Here is a 22,338-nt window from a genome sequence, read left to right on the forward strand (position 1 = left end):
AAGCAGCACTACTTCCCACCGGAGGCCGTCATGCTCCTCCTCGGCATCATCCTGCTGGTCGTCGGTTTCATCACCGGGATCTCGGTCCTGTGGACGATCGGGATCATCCTCGCGGTCATCGGCGCAGCGCTGTGGATCATGGGCTCCATGGGACACGCCGTCGGCGGCCGCCGGCATTACTGGTAGTCCGTGGACGGGAGCGGCGGGTCGGGCGGTCCCGCGACCCGGCGATCCGACCGTCCGGCGGTCCGTGCGGTCCGGCGGTCCGTGCGGTCCGGCGATCCGGCCGTCCAGCGCATTGGATACTGGCCGACGGCAGCCGCGTCGGCGCTGGTGGTCGCGACCACCAGCGCCGAGGCGGCACGTGTGCGGACCCCGGACCGGCACGGCATCGAAGCCACGCCTGTGGCAGGAGCCACCGGACACGTGCTCCCGGTCAGGCGTCGATGATCACCGGGATGATCAGCGGCCTGCGGCGGTGCGTGCGGAACGCCCAGTTGCCCACGGCGCGGGCGAGGAGCTGCTCCAGCTGGCGGGCGTCGCCGACGCCTTCCTGAGCGGCGTTGGCCAGCGTCTTCTCGATGACGGGGATCACCGGCTCGAAGGTGGTCTCGTCGTGGACGAACCCGCGGGCCAGGAAGTCGGGCGGCTCGGTCAGTGCTCCGGTGTCGGCGTCGACGATGGCCACGACGGTGACGACGCCCTCCTCAGCCAGGGTCACCCGGTCCTTGAGGGAGGCCTCCGTCGCGCCGCCGACCTCCATGCCGTCCACGTAGACGTTGCCCGCGGACACCTTGCCGGTGATGGAGGCGCGGCCGTCCACCAGGTCGACGACGACGCCGTCCTCGGCGATGACGACCCGCTCGGGGTCGACGCCGGTGCGGATGGCGAGGTCGGCGTTGGCGCGCAGGTGGCGGAACTCGCCGTGCACGGGCATGACGTTGCGGGGGCGGACGATGTTGTAGCAGTAGACGAGTTCGCCGGCGCTGGCGTGGCCGGAGACGTGCACCTTGGCGTTGCCCTTGTGGACGACGTTGGCGCCCCACCGGGTCAGGCCGTTGATCACCCGGTAGATGGCGTTCTCGTTGCCGGGGATGAGGGAGCTGGCGAGCAGGACGGTGTCGCCCTTGCCGATGCGGATCTGGTGGTCGCGGTTGGCCATCCGGGACAGGGCGGCCATCGGTTCACCCTGCGATCCGGTGCACACCAGGGTGATCTTGTGGTCGGGGAGCTTCTCCAGCTCCTTGGTGCTCACGACCAGGCCGGAGGGGACCTTCAGATACCCCAGTTCCCGGGCGATGCCCATGTTGCGGACCATGGAGCGGCCCACGAAGGCCACCTTGCGGCCGTACTGGTGTGCGGCGTCCAGGATCTGCTGGATGCGGTGCACGTGGCTGGCGAAGCTGGAGACGATGACCCGCCGCGGCGCGGTGCGCATCACCTGCTCGATCGCGGGGTTCAGTTCGCGTTCGGAGGTGGTGAAGCCGGGGACCTCGGCGTTGGTGGAGTCCGTCAGGAACAGGTCCACACCCTCTTCACCGAGGCGGGCGAAGGCCCGCAGGTCGGTGATCCGGTCGTCCAGGGGGAACTGGTCCATCTTGAAGTCGCCGGTGTGCAGCACCATCCCCGCCGCGGTGCGCAGCGCCACCGCGAGGCTGTCCGGGATGGAGTGGTTGACGGCCACGAACTCGCAGTCGAAGGGGCCGAAGCCGCGCCGGTCGCCCTCACGGACGCGCACCGTGCGGGGCCTGATGCCGTGCTCCTTGAGCTTGGCCTCGATGAAGGCGAGCGTGAGCTTGGAGCCGACGAGGGGAATGTCCCTCCGCTCGCGCAGCAGGTAGGGCACGCCGCCGATGTGGTCCTCGTGACCGTGGGTGAGCACGACGGCGACGATGTCGTCGAGCCGGTCCCGGATGGAGGTGAAGTCCGGCAGGATCACGTCCACGCCGGGCTGGTTCTCCTCGGGGAACAACACTCCGCAGTCCACGATCAGCAGCTTGCCCGCATGCTCGAAGACGGTCATGTTCCGGCCGATCTCGCCCAAACCGCCTAGAGCGGTGACCCTCAGCCCTCCCTTGGGCAGTGGCGGAGCGGCTTTGAGTTCGGGGTGCGGATGGCTCATACCCTCACGCTACCGAAAAGTCCGCGCCAGGACGATCATCGGCCCCGGCTTACTGCTGGGCCGGTCGAGCGTGCGGGGCGGCGATGCGGGCTCGACGGGCCCGGGATCCAGGGCCGTGACCACGCGCGGGGGCGGGGGAATCGCCCGCCCGCCTCGTTGGAGCGGAGCTGCCGCCGGGCCCGGGGCCCGAGTGCGCCGCAGGGCGCTGCGCCTCGCGGAACCCACCCGATCCACTCGATCAAAATAAGGGCCGTCGAGTACATCCGGTGAAATCCGGAGATCCGACTCGAAATAGATACACACAGAATCTATCCATTCCGGCGATTTTCCGGTCTTTTGCATAAATGCACTCGGAAGTATTGCTCGGACGATTCACCGCTCCTAGGATGCGGATTACTCGGATGAGCGTGAAATCGAAACAATCCGCCATCCATTGGACGCCGACGGTGAGCGGAGCCATCGGTACGCGAGCGTTCAGCACCCCCAGGACCTTCGCCTTCCAAGACCTGCCGGACTGGCTGGCTGGCGACAAGGTCACAGGACGGATCTTCGGCACACCACCGACCGGAGCCACGGATGTCACCTTCACGGTGACGGTGTCGGACGCCTACCTCCCGTCTCAGGGCGCAAGCATGCGGGTCACCGTGCCCGTCAAGGCCAAGGACAGGGGACTCCGAAAGTCCCGGACCAAGCCTCCGCCGCGACGCCGGTGAGCGCTCGTCGCGAGGAAAGCGGGACCGCCGCCGCGGCCAGTCGCGCCGCGGCGGCGCGGGCAACGGCTTTCGACCCGGGCACGAGGACGAGCGTGCCCGGGTCGACGCCGCCGTCAGCAGATGTCGAGACGGTTGAAGTCGTACGTCGCGTAGTCGGGGACCGTGGTGGTCGTGTTGTTCGCGGGGATCCTGACCTCGTACCTGGGGCCCGAGAAGTGGACTTCCGCCCCGCCGGTCTGGTGATTGCGGACGGCGAGCGCGTCGATGAAGTTCGACAACGACCGTGTATCGCACTTGAACAGATGGAAGACGCTGTGCTTGCCGTCGCCCTGGCCGACCGACACGCAGGCGATGCCCTCCGCCGCGGCGCAGCCGGCCAGCCAGTAGTTCCGATCGGCGCTGGACACGTCCCGCTGTACCCACTCACCCGAGAACAGGGGGTAGATCTGCGGTGTCCATGCGGACGATCCGGTCGCGACGTTCGATGCCGCTTGTGCCGGTGCCTGCGCCGCCAGCGGAACAAGAACCGCGGCGGTCAGCGCCGCGACCGTGGCAGCCGCCCGTCGTCCCATGCCTGTCAGCCTCATCTGATCTCCTCCGTGATCGAGCCGATGCCGCCCTGGCGACGCGAGACGTCGTCGCCACGACCTGTCGACCGGCGGAGCGCTCACATCCCCCGCTCCCGATGCCATAGCGGCCGAGAGCTCCCCCGAGCCGGCGCCTCGAACCGTAGGTCACGCCGGGGACGGGGCGTCCCTGACAGATGTCAGGGCGTCGCTGTGCCCGCCACGGCGCCCGCCCCCGCCGTCACTCTGCGGTACACGCTGGGGCTCAACCCCTGGTGGCGTTTGAACGCGGCGCTGAAGCCGAACGCGTCCGCGTAGCCGACGGATCTGGCGACCTGGGCGAGGGTGAGGTCGGTGTCGGTCAGGAGGGTCGCGGCCTCGTCCAGGCGGCATTCGGTGAGGTAGGCGAGGGGCGGTCGGCCCATCAGCTGCGTGAAGCGCTTGGCGAACAGGGCGCGGGAGACGCCCGAGCGGGCGGCCAGGGAGGCCACTGTCCACGCCTGGGCCGGCCGGTCGTGGAAGGACTGCAGGGCGGGGCCGAGGACCGGGTCGGCGAGGCCCCTGTACCAGCTGGGCGCGTCGGCACCCGCCGTGTCGAACCAGCTGCGCAGCGTGCACACCAGGGCCCAGTCGAGGAGCCGGTCCATCAACGCCTGTGACCCGGCCGTGCGCCGGGCCGCGTCGGCGGCGGCCGTCTCCAGCCAGGCGCACACCTCGGCGTCCTCCTCGACCACCAGGACGGGCGGCAGGGCACGCAGGAGCCGCTCGTGGCGGTGGCCCGAGGCGCGGTAGGCGCCTACGATCAGTGCGGTGGCCTCCGGCGCGTCGGCGCCCCAGTGGATGCCGCCGAGTTCCTCGGCGGTGCAGTCGGTGTGTGGGGTGAAGCAGGCGATCTCGTAGGCGGCGTGTGGGCTGTGCACCGTAGCGGGGTCGTCCGCGAGGTGGAACGGCTGGGGGCCGCGCACGAGGGCGGTGTCACCGGGACCGACGACGCGTTCCGTTCCGTCGGGCAGCAGCAGTGTGCCGCCGCCGCGCAGCACGTTGATCATGGTGAGGGGCGCGGCGTCGGCGAAGCGGATGGTCCAGGGCCGGGCCAGTACGGCGCGGGTGACGACCGAGCCCTCGGCCCGGATGCCGCTCAGCAGTGAACTCAGAGGATCCACGCCCTCACTGTAGACGCTCTCCTATGTTCTGGAGCGCTTCTCCCATGGATCATCCACGATGCGGTGGATGTACTGGACTCGTCGCATTGATCGAGACCAGCCGGGAGACACCGTGCCGCAGCAGGACACCCATGCCGGGACAGCCCTCGTCGTCGTCGCACACCACCGCACCGATTCCCTCACCGCGCACACGGCCCGCCGTACCGCCGCGCGCCTCGAAGCCGCCGGTTACCGCGTCGACCTGCTCGACCTGCACGCCGAGGGGTTCGACCCGCGTATGAACGAGGCCGACCAGCCGGACTGGGGCGACAGGGACAAGAAGTACTCCGACGAAGTGCACCGTCACATGCGGCGCGTCCTCGACGCCGATGCCGTCGTCGCCGTCTTCCCGGTCTACTGGCAGCACCTGCCCGCTCTCCTCAAGGGCTGGATCGACCGCGTGTGGAACTACGGGTTCGCCTACGGACGCAGCAGGCCCCGTCTCGCCGGCAAGCGCATCCTGTGGCTGGGTCTCGCCGGCGCCACCGCCGGCGATCCCGTCGTCGAGGGGATGAGGAGCCTTCTCGAGACCAACCTCAGCGAGGGCATCGCCTCCTACTGCGGCTTCGCCCACTCCACCGTCGGCCTCCTCACCGATGCGGAGGAGCGCCCGCAGCGCCTCGACTCCGAGGGCACCCTTCTGATCGGCGAGGCGGTCGCGGGCAGCGAACGGACGGCGCAGTACGCGGACTTCGACCGGCGCGCAGAGGAGTTCGTGGAGAAGTTCCTCGCCGAGGGCCTCGTCACGGCCTGACGGAGTACGGCCGGTGCACCGGCCGGCGCTCGCCGGCCGGTGAACCGTCTGTGCGGTGCCGGGGCTACCGCTTCCGCGTCACGCGGAGTTCCGCGATCCCCGGCAGCTCCTCCTTCTTGCCGCCTTGTTGCGCATGGACCTGCACCCGCACGAAGCGGGCGGTGGTGCCATCGGTCAGCTCGGCTAGCCGTCCGCGCTGGACGGCCACCAGGGGTTGTCGCGCGGTGTGCCGAAGGTGTTGTGGAAGACCCGGACGTTGGGCTTCATGCCCTTCGGCGTGTAGTAGCCCTCGGTGTAGTAGGACGCGGTGGCGAAGTCGAGTCGCCCGTCGCCGGTGAAGTCCGCGACGGCGAGGTGAGCGGCCGACTCGGTGTCCAGGCGCCGCTGTTGCCGCACCCGGCCGTCGGCGTCCAGCTTGTAGTAGTAGACGCCCTCTCCTTCTCCCTCGCTGTCGGTCGGGCCGCGCAGGGCGACCAGGAATTCGTCGTCCCCGTCACCGTCGAAGTCGGCCGCGACGATGTGGTGGACGACAGCGTCGTAGGCGCGTCCGTCGACGACGGTCGGCTGGGGGAAGACGCGCAGGACGCGGCGTTGCCAGGGCTGGTCGAAGGAACCCCTCCCCCAGGGCCGGGTGTAGACGGCGAGGGTGTTGCCGTGGAAGGGTTCGGCGGCGAGGATGCAGGCGTTGGCCTGACCGCCGACCCGGCCGATGGCGAGGTTCCCGGTTCCGCTGAACGTCCGGCCTCCGAGCTCGGCCGAGGGGCGGGCGGGCACCCCCCGGCCGATGCGCTGGTGCGTCCACCTCCGGTTGTGCGGGTCCCAGCCGAGCCATGAGATGCCTTCGGCCGACGCGAGCAGGAAGGACTCCAGGTTGCTTCCGGGAGTGCCGGGGAAGGCGCGGGTGACGACCGCGTGGACGATGCGGAAGTGTGTTTCGTCGATCACCGTGCCTTCGCCCCAGGCTCCCTCGGGGTCGTCGGGGACGTCCCAGAGCATGAGCCGGGCCGGCTCGGTCACGCCGGCTTCGCCGCCCTGCGGTCCCACCACGGGAAAGGCTGCCACCTGCAGTCGGTCGGTACGGGTGAAGTGGCCGCAGCGCAGGCGGTGGGTGGCGACCAGTGTCGCGATGGAGGTCTGCTGCCACTGCCACCGATCCGGTTCGTGTGCGCTGTCGTGGCGGCGCAGCAGGGAGATCTTGCCGTCGTGGCAACCGCAGTCGAACATGCATCTGCCGTAGTCGTGGCAGAGGACGAGCGAGGGGTGACGATCCCCGTGCAGCCGGACGACGTCCATCGCGACCGGCTTCCTGGGACATTGCGGTTCGGTGATGCGGTGCCGAGTCCAGGGAGCGTCGGCGGTGCCGGGGTTGCGATACCAGGCGACCTCCTGGCGGGTCAGGCCGCTGACCGCCAGATCGACGCGGCCGTCGTCGTCGAGGTCGGCCGCGTGGATCCAGTAGCCGTCACCGGTGTCGTCGGCGATCTCGACGCGGGTGAAAGCGGGTTCCTTCATCGTCACGGGCACGCACCCAGTCCGAGTCCCGCGAGGAAGGCGAGTGCCGTCTGGGCGTAGCGGTTGCCCTCGTCGACGTTGCTCAGGTTCCGTTCGGCCTCCACGACCAGCCATTCACCGTCGTATCCGACGCGGCGCAGTTCGTCGATGACGGCTGGGAAGTCGACTGCGCCCTGCTCACCGGGAACGGTGAAGACACCCTTCTCGACTGCCGTCCTGAAGCTGTAGTCGCTGCGCCGGGCGTCCCGGACGATGTCGGGGCTGACGTTCTTGAGGTGAACGTGCCGGATGCGCCGGCCGTGGCGGCGGACGGCGGCGACGGGGTCTCCACCGGCCCACGTGAGGTGACCGGTGTCCAGCAGGAGCTTGACGCTCTTGGTGTCGGTGGCGGCCATGAGCCGGTCCATGTCCGACTGACTCTGCACCCCGGTGCCCATGTGGGGGTGGTAGCACAGCTCGATGCCGTCCTTGCGGCAGCGCTCGCCCAGGTCGTTGAGCCCGGTGACCAGGCTCTCCCACTGCCGTTGGCTGAAGCGGGGACGTTCGCTCAGTGGGGTGTCGGGTTCCAGGTGGACCGCGTTGCCGAACTCCGCGACGCCCAGCCGCCGCAGGGGCAGCCGGCGGTCACCGAAGTAGGTGCGCAGCTTCTCGAAGTCGCGAAGCGTCCTTTCCGCGCCCCCGTGCTCGGTGTAGAAGGTGCTCACCCACGGTTCGGTGAGCTCGATGGGGCGGGGCGGCTTCCGCAGCAGGTTCAGCTCCGGCTCGTGGAAGTAGGGGGCCAGGCTGGTGCCGCGGTAGCGGACCTCGGCTCCGGAGACGGTGGCGGTGCACGCCCTGATGCCGCCGATGATGTCGGCCGGTGCGATGCGCTCGCCGATGTCGGGGAAGTCGGCGTTGCGCCAGCAGGTCGGGGTGATGCCGAGTTTGGCGCGCTCGATGGGTGCCGCCGGCGGGTCCGAGTCGGGGGTGTGGCACGCGCTGGTGTCGCTGCCGCATTCCGTGCGGTCGATGGCTTCGGGTTCCATGATGGACGTGCTCCTCCTGTGGTGGGTCCGGGCGCTGCCGAGGGGTCTAGCCGAGGTCGGGCAGGGTGTTGAGGACGTTCTTGGCGGCGCGGACTGCCATGGCGACGCTGGTGAGGGTGGGGTTGCCGGCGTTGCCGAAGGGGTGGAGGCCGTTGCCACCGAGCCACAGGTTGTCGAAGCCCCAGACCTTGGAGTCGGGGTCGACGACGCTGGTGCGCACGGCGGTCTTCTCCTCGCCGCTGCCCATGCGGGTCGTGCCGGCGATGTGCAGGGGAAGGCCGGGGGTGAGGAACTGCGGCTCGGAACCGGGCATGTAGCCACCCAGTTGGGTGGCCACCTTCTGCATGTCCGCCATCATCCGGCCTGCCTGGTCGCGTTCGGCGTCGGTCAGCTTGAAGTGGAAGGTGGCCTGCGGCATGTCGAAGGTGTCCTTCATGGTGGCGTCGAACTCCACCCAGTTGCTGCGTCGAGGGCGGGAGATGCCGAACCAGCGCAGGTCGACGATCAGCCGGGTGTCGATGCTCGGTGGCACGGCGCCGTAGCTGAAGGCGTCCCGGTGGATCTGGCAGTGCCAGGGCCGCTCGACGCTGGCGGGGATGTAGAGATTGGGGTCGGGGTCGTCCTTGCGGAAGGGCAGGGGGTCCGCCGCCATCTGGAGGTACTGGGACTGGTTCCGGCGCACGATCTCCTGCTGGGAGGCGCGGTAGTCGGCCACGCGTCGGGCCGCCCGACAGGCGTGGTGTCGGTCCTCCGGATCGTCGACGGCGCCGAGGAGTTCCGCGGCACCGTCGACCAACGGCTGGCGCAGGACCACCTGGCAGAAGGCCATCGGCTGTTCGGTGAGGTAGCGCCCCAGCGCCGGCAGCTTCTCGTGCAGGCCGGAGGCGTACAGCAGTTGGGGGGTGGGGATGGCTCCGCAGGCCACGACGTACGCCTTCGCCCGGTAGATGGCGACCTCCATCGTCTGCAGGTCGCGGACCTCGACGCCGGTGATCCTGCGGCCGTCGTGCTCCAGCCGCAGGCACTGGTGCTCGGGTTTCAGCGTGAACAAGGGGGACGCCCCCGGCCGGGCCAGGTCCGGATCGCCCCGCAGCACCGTGTCGGCGGCGCTCCAGGTGACGAATTCGCTGGCCTCGTCGCTGCGCCGCTCCACCGCCAGCGGCAGGTCCCGGACGTCGAAGCCCGCATCGCGCAGCACCTTCTTGACCAGTTGGTGACGGGCGGAGTCCTTGAACGCCGTGGTGGAGCGCTTGAGCCGGCGCTCCGCCTCCTCGTATGCCGCGTCCATGTCGGTGTCGTTGATGGGGTACGTCTGCTCGGGGGCCGAGCCCGCCGGCTTCCACCTGCGCTCCAGGTCCCGGTCGAAACGGGGCACGGCGCACGTCCAGTGCGTGGCCATACCGCCCACCACGTACGTGGCGGCGCAGGCCCCCAGGTTCTCGCTCTCGCGCTGGAGCGGGTTCTGGTTGTTCAGCTGGAAGCCGGCGTACTCCGATGTGTCGTAGCGGTAGGACGACGGGTCCAGCGTCACGGTGGGGTCGTTGCGCGTGGCCACTGACAGCGGGGTCAGGTTGCCGCGGATGACGGACACGAACTGGTCGATGTTCCTCTGGTAGAGGAACGCGTTCTTCAGGTGCTCGCCGTAGCGGGCGGAATGCTGGGGACCGGCGTCGAGCATGAGGACCCGTTGACCCCTGTCGACGAGATCTCGTGCGAACGAACAGCCCACCGGGCCGGAACCGATGATGATGACGTCGTACTTCGGCTTGGGCATGCGTGCTCTTTCTCCTGAAGCTCACGGGAAAGGACCGGCACACAAAAGGGCGCACCGATGCAGGAAATTCGCCGGGCGCAAGGAAAGCGATCAGCCCTGGATTGTCGGCGCCGGATACGCGTCCGCCGGGCACGATCGAACACGCCGGAATTCTTGACGAATTTCCTACTCGACTACGTGATTCCCACCCGCAGCTCCTCTAGCGTCCCTCACACGGATGACCGGACGAGACATGGGAGCAAAGCGCTTTGACGGGACACCAGTTGCGCGCCCCGGCGTACTGCGGTGGCGAAACAATTTCCTTGCCGTCGATGTCCGGAATACATACCCGAGAAACGGCGCATTTCCCACTGCCGGCCGGTGACACGTGAGTCACTGGCGCTCCGATGCTCGCGCCAGTGACTTATTTCACCGTGGCCGGATCCCGAAATCCGGTGGATCAGCCTGCCGGGTGCCCCGGGCCCGGCCCGGGTGTCGAGGTCGCCGGGGTGGCCGCAGGCGCGACGAACAGTTCCTCGCGTACCCGCACCGCGTCCGGGCCGTAGGCGATGCGGCGGGTGATGCGGGCTCCGGCCGCGGAGCCGCTCACCCAGGAGGCCGCTCGCGCCCGCAGCCGCGCGGTGAGCGGGCCGCTGCGTCCCAGCAGCGCCTTGGCCTGGACGCGCTGCATACGGTGCACCGCCGCCGCCACCGGCCTCCGCCGCAGCTCATAGGGCAGCAGCCGTTCCCGGCTCGCATCTCCCGCGCGTACCGCCTCCACCAGCACCGGGTGGGCGGCCGCCGCGTCCTGCAACGCGAGGTTGATGCCCTGGGCGCCGATCGGGCCGTGGGTGTGGGCGCTGTCACCGATCAGCATCAGCCCGTGGCGCACCCACTCACCGGCCTGCGCGGCGAACACGTCCAGCAGGTGCACGTCCCTCAGCGAACGCAGGTGATCGTGGATGAGGTCGGCGAAGGGAGGCAGCGCGGTGGCGAGTTCGCCCCGCACCTCCTCGATGCCGCGGGCCGCGACCCGGTTCCAGCTGCGGTGCGGCAGCGTCAGGCCCACCCGCAGCCGGTCGGGGTGGGTGTCGTGCACGAGCACGGCCCCGGCCTCCGTGCGGTGGATCCGTACGGCACCGAGCGCGCGGCCCGGCGCGGGCAGCGAGAACCAGGCGATGTCCTGGTCGAAGGACTCCCGGCGGCCGGCGCCTATCCCGGCGAGCATCCGGATCTGCGAGTAGCGGCCGTCGGCACCGACCACGACCCGTGCCCGCACCGCAGCGGAGGCGGCACCGCGTCGATGGGCCACCACCCCCGCGACATGCCCGCCCTCCCGGACCAGAGCCCCGGCCCGGTACCCCTGGAGCAGCGTGAAACCGGGCATCGCCCGGCAGGCTTCGAGGAGTTCACCGAGCAGGTGCTGTTGAGGCAGCGCCAGCAGACGGTCGTAAGGAGCGGGCAGGCGCCGGTAGTCGATGTCGAGCAGCACCCGCCGGTCCTGCACCACCTGGAAGGCACTCAGCTCCCGCGCGCCGCGGGCACGAGCGGCTTCCAGCACTCCCAGTTCGTCCAGGATCTGCTGACCGCCGGGTTGCAGGATCTCCCCGTGGAAGTCCCGGCGCAACGCGGTGGACCGCTCCACCAGGGCGACCTCGACGCCCGAACGCAACAGCAGCAGCGCGAGTGCCAGTCCGGCAGGGCCCGCGCCCACCACACACACGTCGGCACGCACGTCATCAGCCCGGTGCATCGCGGGCACCCGCAGCGACGTCATGACCGGCCACCGCCTCTCGAGCCGCGCCCGTGCACGGCGGCCGGCGAGCCGGCCACGCCGACCGCGCGGGCCCGGCGGCCCGCGTACACGCCCGCCCTGTCGTCGAGTCGCTCCACGTCCAACCGGTCCATGATGTGCCTCTTCTCCTGGTGACGAGGGCGAGCCGATGACAAGTGACGCAAGTGCAGACGGAGTTCGGCAGGGAGGCGGTGCAAGCGCCTCACCGCGCAGTGGCCGCCCCGGCGAGGGGTGCGCCCGCCGTGCGCCCGACGACCCGGCAGGCCCGGCCCAGCAACCTGGGCAGTGCGGGCCCGCGCACGAAGAAGTGGTCACCGCCGGCCACGGTGCGCCGTACCACCGGCCCCGCGCTGAAGCGCTCCCAGCCCGCCATCGTGCCGGGCGGCGCCAGCGGGTCGGCCTCGCCCGCGACGACCAGCAGCGGCACGGTGAACGGGCCGCCCGCGACCGGCGTAAGGGCCGCCCGGCGCAGGCTGTCGGCGAGCGTCAGGTCATCGCGCAGCACCGGCAGTACGGCGCGGTGCCACAGCCCTCCGGGACGCGCCCCCTCGGGCACCACCTCCAGGCGGTCGAGGAGGTCGAGCAGGCCGTCGGGGGAGCGACGGCAGGCATCGGCCAGCTCGGACGGCGCATCCGGCGGGGGGCAGGCACCCACGGCGAGCAGGGCGGGTGTGGGCAGGCCCGCCTCGTGCAGCGCACGCGCCAGGGTGTAGGCGACCATCGCGCCGAGGCTGTGCCCGTAGAGCACGAAGGGGCCGTTCGGCGCCCTGAAGTCGTCGAGCAAGTCGGCCAGCAGCTCCCGCCGTGTGGTCACGCGGGGCTCGCGGCGCCGGCGGTCGCGCCCGGGCAGCAGGTGCGCCGCCGGCACCGCGCCCGGGCCCAGCCGGGTCTGCCAGCCGTGGAACGCCGAGATCCCGGCCCCGGCGTGCGCGAAGCAGTGCAGTACCACCGGCGGTGCATCAGGCATGGCTCGTCCCTTCGGACACGTCTGCGGCGGCCGGCCTCCCCACCGGGCGGCCGGGAGGCGATTCAGGCGTGCGGTCAAGCCTTGCTGGGCAGGCTCGAGCGGCACTCGCGCCCGGCGCCCCACCTCTGGAGAACGCTTGCACGGCCGCTCGAAGCCGGGTCGCGCACCGGCCCCGCCACCGGCCGACGCCGGTTATGGTCACCTGCGGGGAACACCCACCCGGGCAACCTCCGGCACCACCGCCTCGTCCGACGCCAACGCCCGGCCCGTGCCGGCATCAGGGAGCCCTCGTCATGGAACTGCGCTTGTTCGTGTTCCACCACGCCGGTGGTTCCCACCTGACCTACCGCGACTGGCCGAGCCGCTTCCCCGCCCACTGGCAGGTGCGTCTGCTCGACGCCCCCGGTCGCGGCATGCTCGCCGATCTCCCCGCCATCGGCGACGCACCGGACCTGGTCACCTGGTTCCACACCGAGCTGGAGGGCCAACTCGACGCTCCCTTCGCCCTGTTCGGGCACAGCATGGGTGCGCTGATCGCCTACGAGCTCACCCGCCTGCTGCACGCCGAGGGCCGCCCGCCGTGCTGGCTGGGCCTGTCCGCCCGCAGCGCTCCCCACTCCGCACCCCGCCGGAGCGGCACGGGTCGGCACCTGCTGTCCGACCAGGCGCTGCGCGACGAACTCGCCGCGATGGGCGGCACGCCCGCCGACGTCCTCGACGACCCCGAGCTGTGGGAGATCTTCTCCCCCGTCATCCGCGGCGACCTGCGCCTGGTCGACACCTGGCGCCCCCGTCCCCAGGCCGCGCCGCTGCCCGTGCCCCTGTCGGTGTACGGCGGCACCCACGACGCCCTCGCACCCCCGCGACACCTGCGGGAGTGGGCCACCTACAGCACACGCCACCTCGGGGTGCGCCTGTTCCGCGGCGGCCATTTCTACTTCAGGCCCGACGCCACCGAACTGACCACGCACATCGCCAGCGACATCCGCACCGCGCTCACCCTGCCCACCCCGGCTCCGCGGTCATGACCGCCCCGGCCTCAGCCGCGGCCCTGGCTCCGGCTCCGGCTCCGGCTCCGGTCCCAGCCCTCGGCCAACAGGCGGCCGGATCATACGAGTTCAGGCTGCTGGGACCAGTGGACGTGCTCGTCGGCGCCACCGGCACCCCCGTCGTCCCGCCCGGCTCCAAGCAGCGCGCGCTGCTGGCCGCGCTCGTCCTGCACGCCGGCCGGCTCCTGACCGTCGACCAGCTCACCGAGGAACTGTGGGGCAGGCAACCACCCGCCAACCCCGCGAACGCCCTGCACGCCCACATCGCCCGCCTGCGGCGCCTCCTCCCCCGCCCCGGGGAGCGGCCCCGGCCCGGTCAGGAGCCGGAGTCGGGGCACGACTGGATCCACACCCAGCCCACCGGTTACGTCCTCCAGTTGGGCGGCGCCACCACCGACGTGCAGCGTTTCGCCCACCTGTCCGCCCAGGGCCGCGCCGCACTCACCGGCGACCCCGCGCACGCCGCCCGGCTGCTCCACCACGCGCTGTCCCTGTGGCGCGGCCCCGCCCTGGCCGACAGCCGCCACGGCCCCCTCACGACCGGCGAGGCCGACCGCCTCGAGGAGAACCGCCTCACCGCACTGGAGTCCCTCTACGAGGCACACCTGCGCTGCGCGCGCCACCACGACATCACGGGCGAACTGGAGAAGCTCACCGCCGACCATCCGCTGCACGAACGCTTCTACGACCAGCTGATGACCGCCCTCTACCACAGCGGCCGCCAGGCGGAAGCCCTCGGCGTCTACGAACGCGCCCGGCACCACCTCACCACCACCCTCGGTGTCGAACCCGGCCCCGCGCTACGGGCTCGCCTCCAGGCGATCCTCCACCACGCTCCCCGCCCCACCGCCCCGCCTCCGGCCGGCGCCCAGGACCTGCACCACGAGATCGATCACCTCAAGCGGCGCATCGACGAACTGATGCGCAGCCAGGAACACATGCAGCAACGTCTCAACGCCCTCACCGGCCAGCGGCCCGCGTCCACCGCTTAGCTCGGGGTCAGCGGGCGTTGCGCGTCGACCACTTCGACCAGCCGGCCGGTGCTCAGGATCCGCCGCCCACCGCGGTCGGCACCCGTCCGCCCACCAGCTCCGCGAGTCCGGCCCGCGACTTCACCCGCACCTTGCGGTACACATTGGTCAAGTGCTGCTCCACCGTGCTGGGCGTCACATGCAGCCGCGCAGCGATGGCCCGGTTGGTGCAGCCGCCCGCCGCCAGAACGGCCACGCGACGCTCCGAACGTGTCAGCATCCCCAGCGGACTTCCTCCGGGGGCGCCGCTCTCGGCCGCCGGATCGGACGCCTCGCCCAGAACCCGCAGCGCCTGCGCCGCCGGCCCGCGCCAGTCGGCCACCTCCCCCACCAGCGGGCCCCAACGCGCCGTCAGATCACGGCAGGCACGGAAGTCCGCCTGCGCGGCCCGCGCCCGCCCCACCTCCAGCCGATGACGTCCACGGGCCAGCAGGTAGTGCACACCCACCCGCGAGTCGAACATCGCCTCCGGGGCCGGCACCCGCAGCAATCGCTCCGCCTCCTCGTGTGCGCCCAGCGCCGTCGCCGCACACACCCCGGCCGACAACGGCATACCCGCCGCCACCCCCCAGGCCGCCGGCGACAGCAATCCCAACGCCTGCCGGGCGTAGTCGGCACCCCTGTCGTGCGCGCCCGTACGCACATGCACCACGGCGGCCACCGCCAGCGCCACGGCCCGCCGCGCCGCCGTCCCCCTCATCTTCTCCACCCCGCGCGTCAACGCACACCACTGCGCAGCCCGCCGTGTCTCACCGGCGTACACCAACGCCACCAGCAGTTCCGGGACCGCCGGCGCGGGCACGTACCCCCGCACCAAGGCGTCCAGCACGGCCTCCACGTCGTCCGCATCCGGTTCCACGACAGGTTCGCCCGCGACCGGCCACACGAAGCCCGACGCGTCCTGCACCTGCCGCGCCCCCGTGCCCCGCCCCCACTCCCGCTCCCCCGTAGCTGGAGCCCGCTGCTCGCGGCGGACGCGCCGGCCATGCCACAACAGCAACCCCGCGGCCTCGGCCCGGTGTGCGACGTCAGCCGGCACGCAACCCGCAGGAGCGTCGGGCGGAACAGCACCCCGGTCACCGCCCGGAACACCGCGCACCTCACCCTCCAGCGACGGCAGGTGGCGCGTCACCAAGGCCGGATCGCTCTCCCACTCCGCCCCGGCCACCGCGGTGAGCATGCCACCCGCCAGCGCGCCGCCTCCGCGGGCCCGGTGCGCGACCTGCAGGAACCGCACCGCCTGGTGCGCCGCGCCCGCCCGCAGCGCGCATCGGGCCGCTTCCGTCAGCACCGCCGGCGCCCACAGGGGAAGCCCAGGACCATGCGCTCCCCCCTCGTCGGCAGCGGCATCCCCGGCTTCCGCCAGGTGGACGGCGATCCGGGACGGCTCCGCACCGTCGTCGTAGAGCATCCGGGCAGCCCGCGCGTGCAGCCGCCCCCTGTCCCCGGCGCCCAGGTGCCGGAGCACCGCGGCCGGCACCGCGCGGTGACGCAACCGGCCGCCGTCCAGCAATCCGACGGCCTCGAGTTGTTCCATCCGCCGCGACACGGTCAGCTCGGGCACGGCAAGCAGCCGCGCCAGCCGCGTCAACGTGGCGTCCTCGCCCAGGACCGCGAGAGCCCCGGCCGTGGCCGTCACCGCAGTCCCCGCGCCCTGCAGGCATGCGGCGACCGCAGCCCGGAAGGCAGTCCCGGCCACCGGCCGGACCGACCTCAGCGGGCCGCACTCCCGGAGATCGTCCAGCAGACCCCGCAGCAGGCGCGGGTTCCCGCCGGTGAATCCGTGCCAGTGCGGAGCGAGCCGTCCGGCCGTCCCCGCGTCCATGCCGCCCCCGGCCGGCTCGCGCAGGAGATCGGCGACCTCGTGCTCGGTCAGCGGCTGGAGCGGCACCCGCACCACTCGTGGCTGTCCCCAGAGCTCCGTGAGCGTCGGCGACGACGGCTCGGGCGGCTGCCCGGCCAGCACCACCAGCACGTCGGTGCCGGTCAGCCGCGCACAGACGTACAACAGGGCACGTCCGGACTCCTCATCGAGGTGGTGCGCATCGTCGACCACGACGACCACCGGCCGCCCGGACCGCACACCGCTCAACGCCTCGTACAGCACCTGCGGCCGCCCACCGGCCGGGGCGCCGGTGCCGGTGCCGGTGCCGGTGCCGGTGCCGCCGAGGAGCCGTCCCACCACGCCGAGCGGCAAACCCGCCTCCGCCGGAGAGCCACCCGCGGACAGCACCAGCGCACCCGCGTCGGCAGCCCGTGCGGCGAACTCCGCGAGCAGCGCGCTCTTCCCGCATCCCGGGCTGCCCGACACCAGGGCGACGGCCCCCTCCGCCCGCCCCGCACCCGCGAGCAGCTCGTCCAGCACCCCCGACTCGCCACGCCGTCCCACCAACACGAGCCGCACCCCCACCTCGTCACGGGCGGCATCCCACCCCAGTCAGTCTCCCCGGGAGCGGGAAAGGCCCCCTCGAACCGGACCACAGCTGCACTCGAACCGCGCCCACCGGCCAGCCCGGGCGCGGGGCCCGGGCCCGGGCCCGGGCGCGGGCGCCGGCGTCCCGCTCCCGTTGCGGGCCCCGGCGCCCCGGCGGAGACTGACGAGGGACAAGGGCACGGCGGCAGAAAGCCTCGGCTATGGGCGACTACGTGGACCTCCCCGGCGTCAGGACCTGGTACGAGACCGAGGGCGACGGTGATCCGCTGCTCCTGCTGCACGGCGGCTTCTGCACGAACGAGACGTGGGGAGCACAGCGGGCCGACCTCGCGGCGAGGTTCCGCCTCTTCCTCCCCGAGCGGCGCGGGCACGGGCACACACCCGACGTGGAGGGACCGCTCACCTACCAGGACATGGCGGACGACACCGTGGCCTTCCTCGACGCGGTCGTCGGTGGTCCGGCCCACCTCGTCGGCTGGAGCGACGGCGGCATCGTCGCCCTGCTCGTCGCCCTCGCCCGCCCCGATCTCGTCCGCAAACTCGTGGTCATCGGAGCGAACTTCCGCCCCGCCGAGGAGTGCTGGGCGGCGCCCGCCATGCTGGACCGCATGACACCCGGCAGCGCCGAGCTGGAGTTCTTCCGCGAGCTGTACGAAGCGGTGGCGCCGGAAGGGCCGGGGCACTGGCCGGTGGTCGCACGCAAGGTGGTCGGCATGTGGCGGACCGAGCCGGCTCTCTCCACCGACGATCTGGCGCGCATCGCTGCCCCGACCCGGGTGATGGTCGGCGACGACGACCTGGTGACGCTGGAGCACACCGTCGCCCTCTACCGCGCTCTCCCGCATGCGGAGCTCGCCGTCGTGCCCGGGACCTCACACGTGGTGCCGCTGGAGAAGCCCGCCGAGGTCAACCGTCTCGTCATCGAGCACCTCACCGTCGAACCGGTCGAGACGATGCTCCCCGTCCGCCGCGCACCGGCGGCCTAGGGGCCGTCGGCGCCCCGGCCCGGCGCGGCCGTTTGCCGGAGCGGCAACAGAGCTGGCGGATCCGCGGAGCGGTGGGCGACGGTGGGTCCGTGACCGACGACATCGCAGCAAGCACGCCCGCGTCCGGCCTCCCCCCGCGATCCGAGGGGTACGCCGGTGACCCCGCCGTGCGGGCGGAGTGGGACGGCCGCTACGCCGACCGGCAGCAACTGTGGAGCGGCCGGCCCAACGGCGCGCTCGTCGCGGAGGTCGCCGGGCTGACCCCCGGACGAGTCCTCGACGTCGGCTGCGGCGAGGGCGCGGACGCCCTCTGGCTCGCGCGCGGCGGCTGGGACGTGACCGCGCTCGACGTCTCGGGCGTGGCCCTGGAACGCGCGGCCGGACACGCGCGGGAGGCCGGCCTCACCGTTCGGTGGGTCCACGCGGAGCTCACCGAGGCCGCGCTCCCGCCCGGTTCCTTCGACCTGGTCTCCGCCCAGTACCCGGCGCTGCTGCGCACGCTGGAGGCCGCCGCGGAGCGGGCCCTGCTCGCCGCCGTGGCACCCGGAGGGGTGCTGCTGCTCGTGCACCACGCGGGGATGGACACCCGGGAGGCGCACGAGAGCGGTTTCGACCCGGCCGACTACCTCTGGCCCTCGACGGTCGCCGCCCTGCTCGACGACGACTGGGTGGTGGAGGTGGACGAGCAACGGCCACGCGTCGCTCCCCCCGGTGGCGCCGGCGCGCATCACACCGACGACCTGGTGCTGCGGGTGCGCCGGCTGCGCTGAGGACCCGGCCGGGCGCACACCGAGGGCTCCAGGGGACACGCGCGCGTCCTGGAGCCCCGGGCGGTGAACCGTGGAGGTCGTCGGGTCAGACGGCGGCGGCCGTCTCCGCGTGCTGCTTGGCGAGGTTCAGGGTCGCGGTGGAGTTGCGGCCGAGCGCCTGGCGGATGTAGCGGCGGGTGTCCTCGAGGGTGCTGTTCGGGCCGAGGACGCGGGCGATGGCCTCCTCGCGGATGACGACGTGGTGGTGGGAGGTGACGGTGACGCCGGTGGCGTCGGGGACCACGGTCCACTCGCCGGTGTGGGCGTCCATGAGCGCGGGCGTCGCGGTCTGCTTGTAGACGATGCGGCCGGCGTCGGGGAAGCAGATGCGGATGGACTCGGTGGTGTGCGTGGAGCCGTCGGCCGTCCGGGTGTCCATGGCCATGATCTGGACGCCGGGCGCGGGTTCCGTCAGGTCCAGCCGGGTGACGTGGGGGACCAGTTCGGGCCAGTCGCCGACCCGGTGGAGGAAGTCGTAGACCGGCTCGGCCGGCCCGTCGACCCGCACCGAGTCCTGGAAGGACAGCACCAGGTCGTCCAGGCGGCCCCACCGCTCGGCGAGGGCCTTGACACGGCCGAGCTCGGCCCGGCTGTTGGTGTCCGTGGCCCGGTCGACCCATTCGGCGTCCTCGGGCCGGTCGTCCGCCACGGTGAAGTCGTGCAGCAGGGTCAGCCGCGAGGAGTCGGGGCCCAGTTCCTCGACGGCCCAGGTGCCGCCCATCCCGGTGAGGGGGGCCGCGGGTATCTCCTGGCGGAAGTCGATACGGCGGGCGGCCGGGTCCAGTGTGCGGCGTGAAGTCCAGGACTTGACCGCTCCGTTGGCGGTCGCCCACATGCGCAGCCGCTCGCTGGTCCCGTCGAACTCCAGCCGCTGCACGTGCACGTTCGGGGGGAAGAACAGCGGCCACCGCTCCGTGTCTGCGATGACCCCGTAGACGACGGCCGCCGGTGCGGCGATCTCCACGTCGTGCGATGTGCGGTGAACCTGTTCGGCAGACACCTTCACTACCTTCTCTCTTGGTCGGGACGCTCAGAAGTTGCCCAGTCCGCCGCAGACGTTGAGGGCCTGCGCGGTGATGGAGGCGGCGGTCTCGGTGGCGAGGTAGCCGACGAGCCCGGCGACCTCCTCGGGGGTCGAGTACCGGCCCAGCGGGATCTTCGCCTCGAACTGTTCCTGCACGTACTCCTGCGTGGTGTCCCAGGCGGCGGCGTAGCCCTGGCGCACCCGCTCGGCCATGGGCGTCTCGACGTAGCCGGGGCAGACGGCGTTGACGGTGATGCCGGAGGGGGCCAGTTCCTTGCCGAGTGCCTTGGTGAAGCCGACGACGCCGTGCTTGGAGGCGCTGTAGGGGGCGCCCAGCACGACGCCCTGCTTGCCCGCGGTCGAGGCGATGTTGATGACACGGCCGTAGGGCGCCTCGCTCATGCGGCCCTTCTTCAGCACCTCCCGGGTGAGCCGGAAGACGCTGGTGAGGTTGGTGTCGATGACGTCGTCCCAGAGCTCGTCCGAGAGGTCGGCCGTGGGACCGCCGCCGCTGCGCCCGGCGTTGTTCACCAGGATGCCGATCGGGCCGTACGTCTCGACGGCGGCGGCGACGAGCTGGGTCACCGACTCCGGGGAGCGGACGTCGGCCGCGATGCCGTCGGCGTCGATGCCCTCGGCGCGCAGGTCCTCGACGGTCTGCTTGACCTGCTGTCCCGTCCGGGCGCACAGGAAGACCTGGTGGCCCCGTCGCCCCAGCTCGCGGGCCACGGCCAGGCCGATGCCACTCGTCGCGCCGGTGATCAGTGCGACGGGCCTCGTCGTTGTCGTCATCGGTTTCCTCCCATGAGCGCCTTGGTGACGTCGACCGTGTCCCGCGCCGCTCGAGGTGCGGCGGAAGGGCGCTCGACCGGGGCCGGGCCGTGCTGCCGGCCAGGCGCTTGAGGGAGCTTCCAACGGCATGCGACCGGGCGCACCCAGGCTGGCGGGCGTTCCGACCGACCAAGGAGACAGCATGACGCTCGCACCCGAGCCCACCCGGAGTTCCGCCTGGGCCGCTTCCCTGCACGCGGAGGTCCAGCAGTTCTACGCGCACCAGATGCAGCTGCTGGACCTCGGTGAGGCCGAGCAGTGGGCGGGGACCTTCACCGAGGACGCCACGTTCGCCGTGCCGACCCTGCCAGAGCCGGTGCGCGGCCGGGCCGGGCTGGTCGCGGCGACGAGCCGGGCCGCGGCCGAACTCGCCGCCGCCGGCCAGCGCCACCGCCACTTCATCGGCATGTTCGACGTCCGTCCCCGGCCCGACGGCGCGGTGGACGTCCGCTCCTACGCGATCGTGTACGCCTCGGAGATCGGCGGCGCGTCGCGGGTGCACCGCGTGTGCGTGTGCCAGGACGTCCTGGTGCGTCAGGACGGTGAACTGCGGGTCCTCGCCCGCACGGTGACCCGCGACGACCTTGCCTGAGCCGCGCTCCACCGGCGCCCGGCCGCCTCTCCACCCCGGCCGGTCAGCCTCGGCCGAAAGAACCGACAGCCACCATGGGGGTTTCCCGACATGACGCAGACGACGATCGCCCGGCCGGAGGTCTCGGCCCTTCAGCAGGCCGTCCAGGGCGCCGCCGACCGGCTCGTCGAAGCCGGAGCCGGAGGCGTGCAGTTCCGGGTCGCCCGGGGGGACGAGTCCTTCGTGGTGACGTCCGGCATCGCGGAGCTGGGCACCGACCGTCCCGTTCCCGCCGACGGCCGCTTCCGCATCTCCTGCATCACCAAGCCCTTCGTGGCCGTGGTGGTGCTCCAGCTCGTCGCCGAGGGCAAGATCGACCTCGACCGCAGCGTCGAGAGCTACCTACCGGGTCTGCTGCCGTACGGCGAGAAGATCACCGTGCGCAACCTGATGCAGCACACCAGCGGCCTGTACAACTACATGGACTCGTTCCAGAAGCCCGGTGACCGCTTCCTGCGCGACCGCTACAAGCACTACGAGCCCGAGGACCTGATCGCCATCGCGGCCGCCAAGCCGCTGGAGTTCGAGCCGGGCACCAAGTTCGCCTACTGCAACACGAACTACTTCATCGTCGGCCTGCTCATCAAGAAGGTGACCGGCCGCTCGTACCGCGACGAGATCCGCGAGCGGGTCCTCGAGCCGCTCGCGCTGGACGAGACCGTGCTGCCCGGCGACGACCCGAACATCCCGGAGCCGCACGCGCGCGGCTACATGCAGATCGGCGGCGAGCCGGTGGACGTCACGCTGATGAACCCCTCGGAGGCCGGCTGCGCGGGCGAGATCATCTCCACCACCGCGGACCTGGACCGCTTCTTCTCCGCGCTGTTCAGCGGCGAACTCCTGAAGGAAGCGGAGTTCACCGAGATGACCACCCCGCTGCCGCCCGAGATGATCGAGAACCTGCCGATGGGCATCGGCTACGGCCTGGGCATCATGAAGCTCGAGAACGACGACGACCTCGACCTGTGGGGCCACGGCGCCGGCATTCCCGGCTACGCCACGTTCGCGGCGACCACCCGCGACCTGAGCGCCCGCGTGCAGCTGTCGTTCACCATCGGCGACAAGGACTTCGGGCCGGACGCCGAGCAGGCCGTCATCCGCGGTGTCAACATCGCGCTGTGCTCGTGAGGTCGC

General features: G+C 71.7%; 20 protein-coding genes. 9 read left to right on the forward strand and 11 right to left on the reverse strand.

What is annotated here, in order from left to right; all coding sequences use genetic code 11:
- Window positions 1-30: 30 nt before the first annotated feature.
- Entirely contained in the window at window positions 31-186 is a 156-nt protein-coding gene (locus tag ACH4C6_RS30345; RefSeq protein ID WP_398111833.1) for a DUF6131 family protein, read from the forward strand.
- Window positions 187-436: 250 nt separating this feature from the next.
- On the opposite strand, the gene ACH4C6_RS30350 is transcribed toward ACH4C6_RS30345, so the two are convergent.
- Complete coding sequence (locus ACH4C6_RS30350) at window positions 437-2,122, reverse strand: ribonuclease J (RefSeq protein ID WP_398111834.1); 1,686 nt, start codon at window positions 2,120-2,122, stop codon at window positions 437-439.
- A gap of 401 nt (window positions 2,123-2,523) precedes the next feature.
- Between ACH4C6_RS30350 and ACH4C6_RS30355 the strand changes: the two genes are divergently transcribed.
- Window positions 2,524-2,835 carry an Ig domain-containing protein gene (locus ACH4C6_RS30355; protein ID WP_398111835.1) on the forward strand — a complete coding sequence of 104 codons (312 nt, stop codon included), beginning with the start codon at window positions 2,524-2,526 and terminating at the stop codon, window positions 2,833-2,835.
- Window positions 2,836-2,948: 113 nt separating this feature from the next.
- On the opposite strand, the gene ACH4C6_RS30360 is transcribed toward ACH4C6_RS30355, so the two are convergent.
- Window positions 2,949-3,422 (reverse strand): hypothetical protein, encoded by a 474-nt coding sequence (locus ACH4C6_RS30360; protein WP_398111836.1) that lies wholly within the window; start codon window positions 3,420-3,422, stop codon window positions 2,949-2,951.
- Window positions 3,423-3,601: 179 nt separating this feature from the next.
- Window positions 3,602-4,564: an AraC family transcriptional regulator gene (locus ACH4C6_RS30365; RefSeq protein WP_398111837.1), complete on the reverse strand. Its 963-nt coding sequence runs from the start codon at window positions 4,562-4,564 to the stop codon at window positions 3,602-3,604.
- Between the two features lie 67 nt (window positions 4,565-4,631).
- Between ACH4C6_RS30365 and ACH4C6_RS30370 the strand changes: the two genes are divergently transcribed.
- Window positions 4,632-5,357 carry an NAD(P)H oxidoreductase gene (locus tag ACH4C6_RS30370; RefSeq protein ID WP_398111838.1) on the forward strand — a complete coding sequence of 242 codons (726 nt, stop codon included), beginning with the start codon at window positions 4,632-4,634 and terminating at the stop codon, window positions 5,355-5,357.
- Window positions 5,358-5,540: 183 nt separating this feature from the next.
- Here ACH4C6_RS30370 and ACH4C6_RS30375 read toward each other — a convergent pair whose 3' ends face one another.
- The 5 genes from ACH4C6_RS30375 to ACH4C6_RS30395 all read right to left on the reverse strand — a co-directional run bounded on the left by ACH4C6_RS30375 (window position 5,541) and on the right by ACH4C6_RS30395 (window position 12,409).
- Window positions 5,541-6,869 carry an FG-GAP-like repeat-containing protein gene (locus ACH4C6_RS30375; protein ID WP_398111893.1) on the reverse strand — a complete coding sequence of 443 codons (1,329 nt, stop codon included), beginning with the start codon at window positions 6,867-6,869 and terminating at the stop codon, window positions 5,541-5,543.
- Window positions 6,870-6,871: 2 nt separating this feature from the next.
- Window positions 6,872-7,894 carry a TIM barrel protein gene (locus ACH4C6_RS30380; RefSeq protein ID WP_398111839.1) on the reverse strand — a complete coding sequence of 341 codons (1,023 nt, stop codon included), beginning with the start codon at window positions 7,892-7,894 and terminating at the stop codon, window positions 6,872-6,874.
- A gap of 46 nt (window positions 7,895-7,940) precedes the next feature.
- Window positions 7,941-9,668 carry a pyranose oxidase gene (locus tag ACH4C6_RS30385; RefSeq protein WP_398111840.1) on the reverse strand — a complete coding sequence of 576 codons (1,728 nt, stop codon included), beginning with the start codon at window positions 9,666-9,668 and terminating at the stop codon, window positions 7,941-7,943.
- Window positions 9,669-10,107: 439 nt separating this feature from the next.
- Entirely contained in the window at window positions 10,108-11,424 is a 1,317-nt protein-coding gene (locus tag ACH4C6_RS30390; RefSeq protein WP_398111841.1) for an FAD-dependent monooxygenase, read from the reverse strand.
- Between the two features lie 220 nt (window positions 11,425-11,644).
- The gene (locus ACH4C6_RS30395; protein ID WP_398111842.1) at window positions 11,645-12,409 is read right to left on the reverse strand and encodes a thioesterase II family protein; all 765 of its coding nucleotides are present in this window, start codon (window positions 12,407-12,409) and stop codon (window positions 11,645-11,647) included.
- A gap of 293 nt (window positions 12,410-12,702) precedes the next feature.
- On the opposite strand from ACH4C6_RS30395, the gene ACH4C6_RS30400 reads away from it, so the two are divergent.
- Both ACH4C6_RS30400 and ACH4C6_RS30405 read left to right on the forward strand, forming a co-directional pair.
- The gene (locus tag ACH4C6_RS30400; RefSeq protein WP_398111843.1) at window positions 12,703-13,437 is read left to right on the forward strand and encodes a thioesterase II family protein; all 735 of its coding nucleotides are present in this window, start codon (window positions 12,703-12,705) and stop codon (window positions 13,435-13,437) included.
- Window positions 13,438-13,544: 107 nt separating this feature from the next.
- Window positions 13,545-14,450, forward strand: coding sequence for a BTAD domain-containing putative transcriptional regulator (locus ACH4C6_RS30405; RefSeq protein WP_398111844.1), 906 nt, complete (start codon window positions 13,545-13,547; stop codon window positions 14,448-14,450).
- A gap of 52 nt (window positions 14,451-14,502) precedes the next feature.
- On the opposite strand, the gene ACH4C6_RS30410 is transcribed toward ACH4C6_RS30405, so the two are convergent.
- Entirely contained in the window at window positions 14,503-16,878 is a 2,376-nt protein-coding gene (locus ACH4C6_RS30410) for a LuxR C-terminal-related transcriptional regulator (RefSeq protein ID WP_398111894.1), read from the reverse strand.
- Between the two features lie 245 nt (window positions 16,879-17,123).
- Between ACH4C6_RS30410 and ACH4C6_RS30415 the strand changes: the two genes are divergently transcribed.
- The gene (locus ACH4C6_RS30415; protein ID WP_398111845.1) at window positions 17,124-17,909 is read left to right on the forward strand and encodes an alpha/beta fold hydrolase; all 786 of its coding nucleotides are present in this window, start codon (window positions 17,124-17,126) and stop codon (window positions 17,907-17,909) included.
- Between the two features lie 89 nt (window positions 17,910-17,998).
- Window positions 17,999-18,679, forward strand: coding sequence for a class I SAM-dependent methyltransferase (locus tag ACH4C6_RS30420; protein ID WP_398111846.1), 681 nt, complete (start codon window positions 17,999-18,001; stop codon window positions 18,677-18,679).
- A gap of 85 nt (window positions 18,680-18,764) precedes the next feature.
- Here ACH4C6_RS30420 and ACH4C6_RS30425 read toward each other — a convergent pair whose 3' ends face one another.
- Together ACH4C6_RS30425 and fabG are read right to left on the reverse strand one after the other, a co-directional pair.
- Entirely contained in the window at window positions 18,765-19,718 is a 954-nt protein-coding gene (locus tag ACH4C6_RS30425) for an aromatase/cyclase (RefSeq protein ID WP_398111847.1), read from the reverse strand.
- A gap of 30 nt (window positions 19,719-19,748) precedes the next feature.
- Entirely contained in the window at window positions 19,749-20,534 is a 786-nt protein-coding gene (gene fabG, locus ACH4C6_RS30430; RefSeq protein WP_398111848.1) for a 3-oxoacyl-ACP reductase FabG, read from the reverse strand.
- Window positions 20,535-20,715: 181 nt separating this feature from the next.
- Here fabG and ACH4C6_RS30435 point away from each other — a divergent pair, with 181 nt between their 5' ends.
- Both ACH4C6_RS30435 and ACH4C6_RS30440 read left to right on the forward strand, forming a co-directional pair.
- Window positions 20,716-21,165, forward strand: a complete 450-nt coding sequence (locus ACH4C6_RS30435; protein WP_398111849.1) for a nuclear transport factor 2 family protein — start codon at window positions 20,716-20,718, stop codon at window positions 21,163-21,165.
- A gap of 90 nt (window positions 21,166-21,255) precedes the next feature.
- Window positions 21,256-22,332, forward strand: coding sequence for a serine hydrolase domain-containing protein (locus ACH4C6_RS30440; protein ID WP_398111850.1), 1,077 nt, complete (start codon window positions 21,256-21,258; stop codon window positions 22,330-22,332).
- The last annotated feature ends 6 nt before the right edge of the window (window positions 22,333-22,338 follow it).

Source organism: Streptomyces sp. NPDC017943, from assembly GCF_044328425.1.
Taxonomy (GTDB): Bacteria; Actinomycetota; Actinomycetes; order Streptomycetales; family Streptomycetaceae; genus Streptomyces; species Streptomyces djakartensis_A.